The sequence below is a fragment of the Johannesbaptistia floridana genome (assembly GCF_057440575.1).
Map to the genome: position 1 here is coordinate 1 of NZ_JALKVM010000252.1, position 1,820 is coordinate 1,820.

Annotated in this window: 1 pseudogene; it reads left to right on the forward strand. The window is 36.8% G+C overall.

Features of this window, described 5'->3' with window-relative positions:
- Positions 1-589: 589 nt before the first annotated feature.
- Positions 590-1,820 (forward strand): annotated as a pseudogene (locus MW688_RS15670) (hypothetical protein); the annotation flags it as partial.

The window sequence follows — 1,820 nt, forward strand, 5'->3', positions numbered from 1 at the left end:
ACTTTGTTCGAGGTGAAGACCTCTTTAGCAGTAATCTCGATTTTGCTGAGCTAAACACTTTTGTAAATAATGGCAACCTGAATCTTGTAGACAGCAATACTAATGCTATTTTCGCCGTCTTGAGAAATACCACTGAGTTTACTCAAACCGATTATATTCTTGTGGGCGATATGGCTTAGTTCCTGTTACAGGCTCTAGATTTGAGCTATAGCAAGCTCGCCAATAGATGTTGACAAAAATGATGAAAAGCCCCCCTTAGTAAGGGGGGTTGGGGGGATCTGTAAATATAAATATTGTTAACAGTACAACGCTCATTGCTATAGTTTAAAAGTTTCAGATTATTAGCCAAATAACTGCAAAGATCAAACCCGAGATTTTTGCAGTTATTTTTTAGTAACCTTTTAGTACAGCAGATCAACTTAAATAAATGTTATATTTTATACTTAATATCATCTACGTTTGATTAGTGATGATAAAATTAAATTAAAGTTAACCCCAAAAAAGTTGTTAACTTGATTAGTGTATGGTATCGCGCGACACAAAACCCTACATAAAACAACAGACAAATGAAAATGAGGATTGAGGAATTATGGCGACCTTTACAGTAGAAAGTTTAGCAGATTCCGGTAGTAATAGTTTACGAGAATTAATTGCGCAGGCCAATACAGCCACAGGACCAGATGTAATTAAATTTAATTCATCTTTAAACAATGGCACAATTTCCTTGGTGAGTGGGACATTAGCAGTAACTGATGAGTTAACGATAGACGCCTCAAGTTTAACAGAAGGAGTAACGATTCAGGGTGATAATACCTTTGGACTATTTGATGTACAAGGAAGTACTTTTACTATAGACAACTTGACTCTCACGGGAGGAAGTGCAAGTACAGGTGGCGCAATCAGATCTAATAATATTATAGTGATTAATAACTCTACTATATCAGGTAATACGGCGGTAGAGTTTGGTGGAGGAATTTATTCCTCCGATATAAATGTAACCGAATCAACTATATCAGATAACACCGTAAATTATACTGGCGGAGGAATTTTTTCAGTCGGCACTACAAGTATAACCAATTCAATTATATCAGGTAATGCGGCATTTCAAGGCGCAGACGGAGGAATTTTTTCATCCAGCACTACAAGTATAACCAATTCAACTATATCAGGTAACATTTCAGCTCTAGGCGCAGGAGGCATTAATTCAGACATTACATACGTAACCAATTCAACTATATTAGATAACTCGGGAAACTATGGCGGAGGTATTAGATCGCTTATTACAAATATAACCAATTCAACTATATCAGGTAACGACGCATTTCAAAATGGCGGAGGAATTGCTTCACATACCACAAATATAATCAACTCAACTATATCAGATAACATCTCAGGTGTATATGGAGGAGGAATTATTTCAGAGATTACAAATATAACCAATTCTACTATATCAAGTAACACAGCAGGCTATGGAGGAGGAATTGCTTCAACCACTACAAGCATAACCAATTCAACTATATCAGGTAACGAGGCATTTTACTATGGCGGAGGAATTGCTTCAGACAATACAAGCATAACCAATTCAACTATATCAGGTAACGAGGCAGATTATAGAGGCGGAGGAATTTATTCACTTAATAATAACTTGAACAATAGTATTATCGCAGGAAACATAGCCAGTGATGAGCCCAATATAAGCGGTACGATTAATCAAGATAACAATAACATCATAGCAGCATCGGCAAATGGTATTATCGAAACAACCCTAGCCGATAACGGAGGGGATACTCAAACTCTAGCTTTAGTTCCAGGTAGCCAGG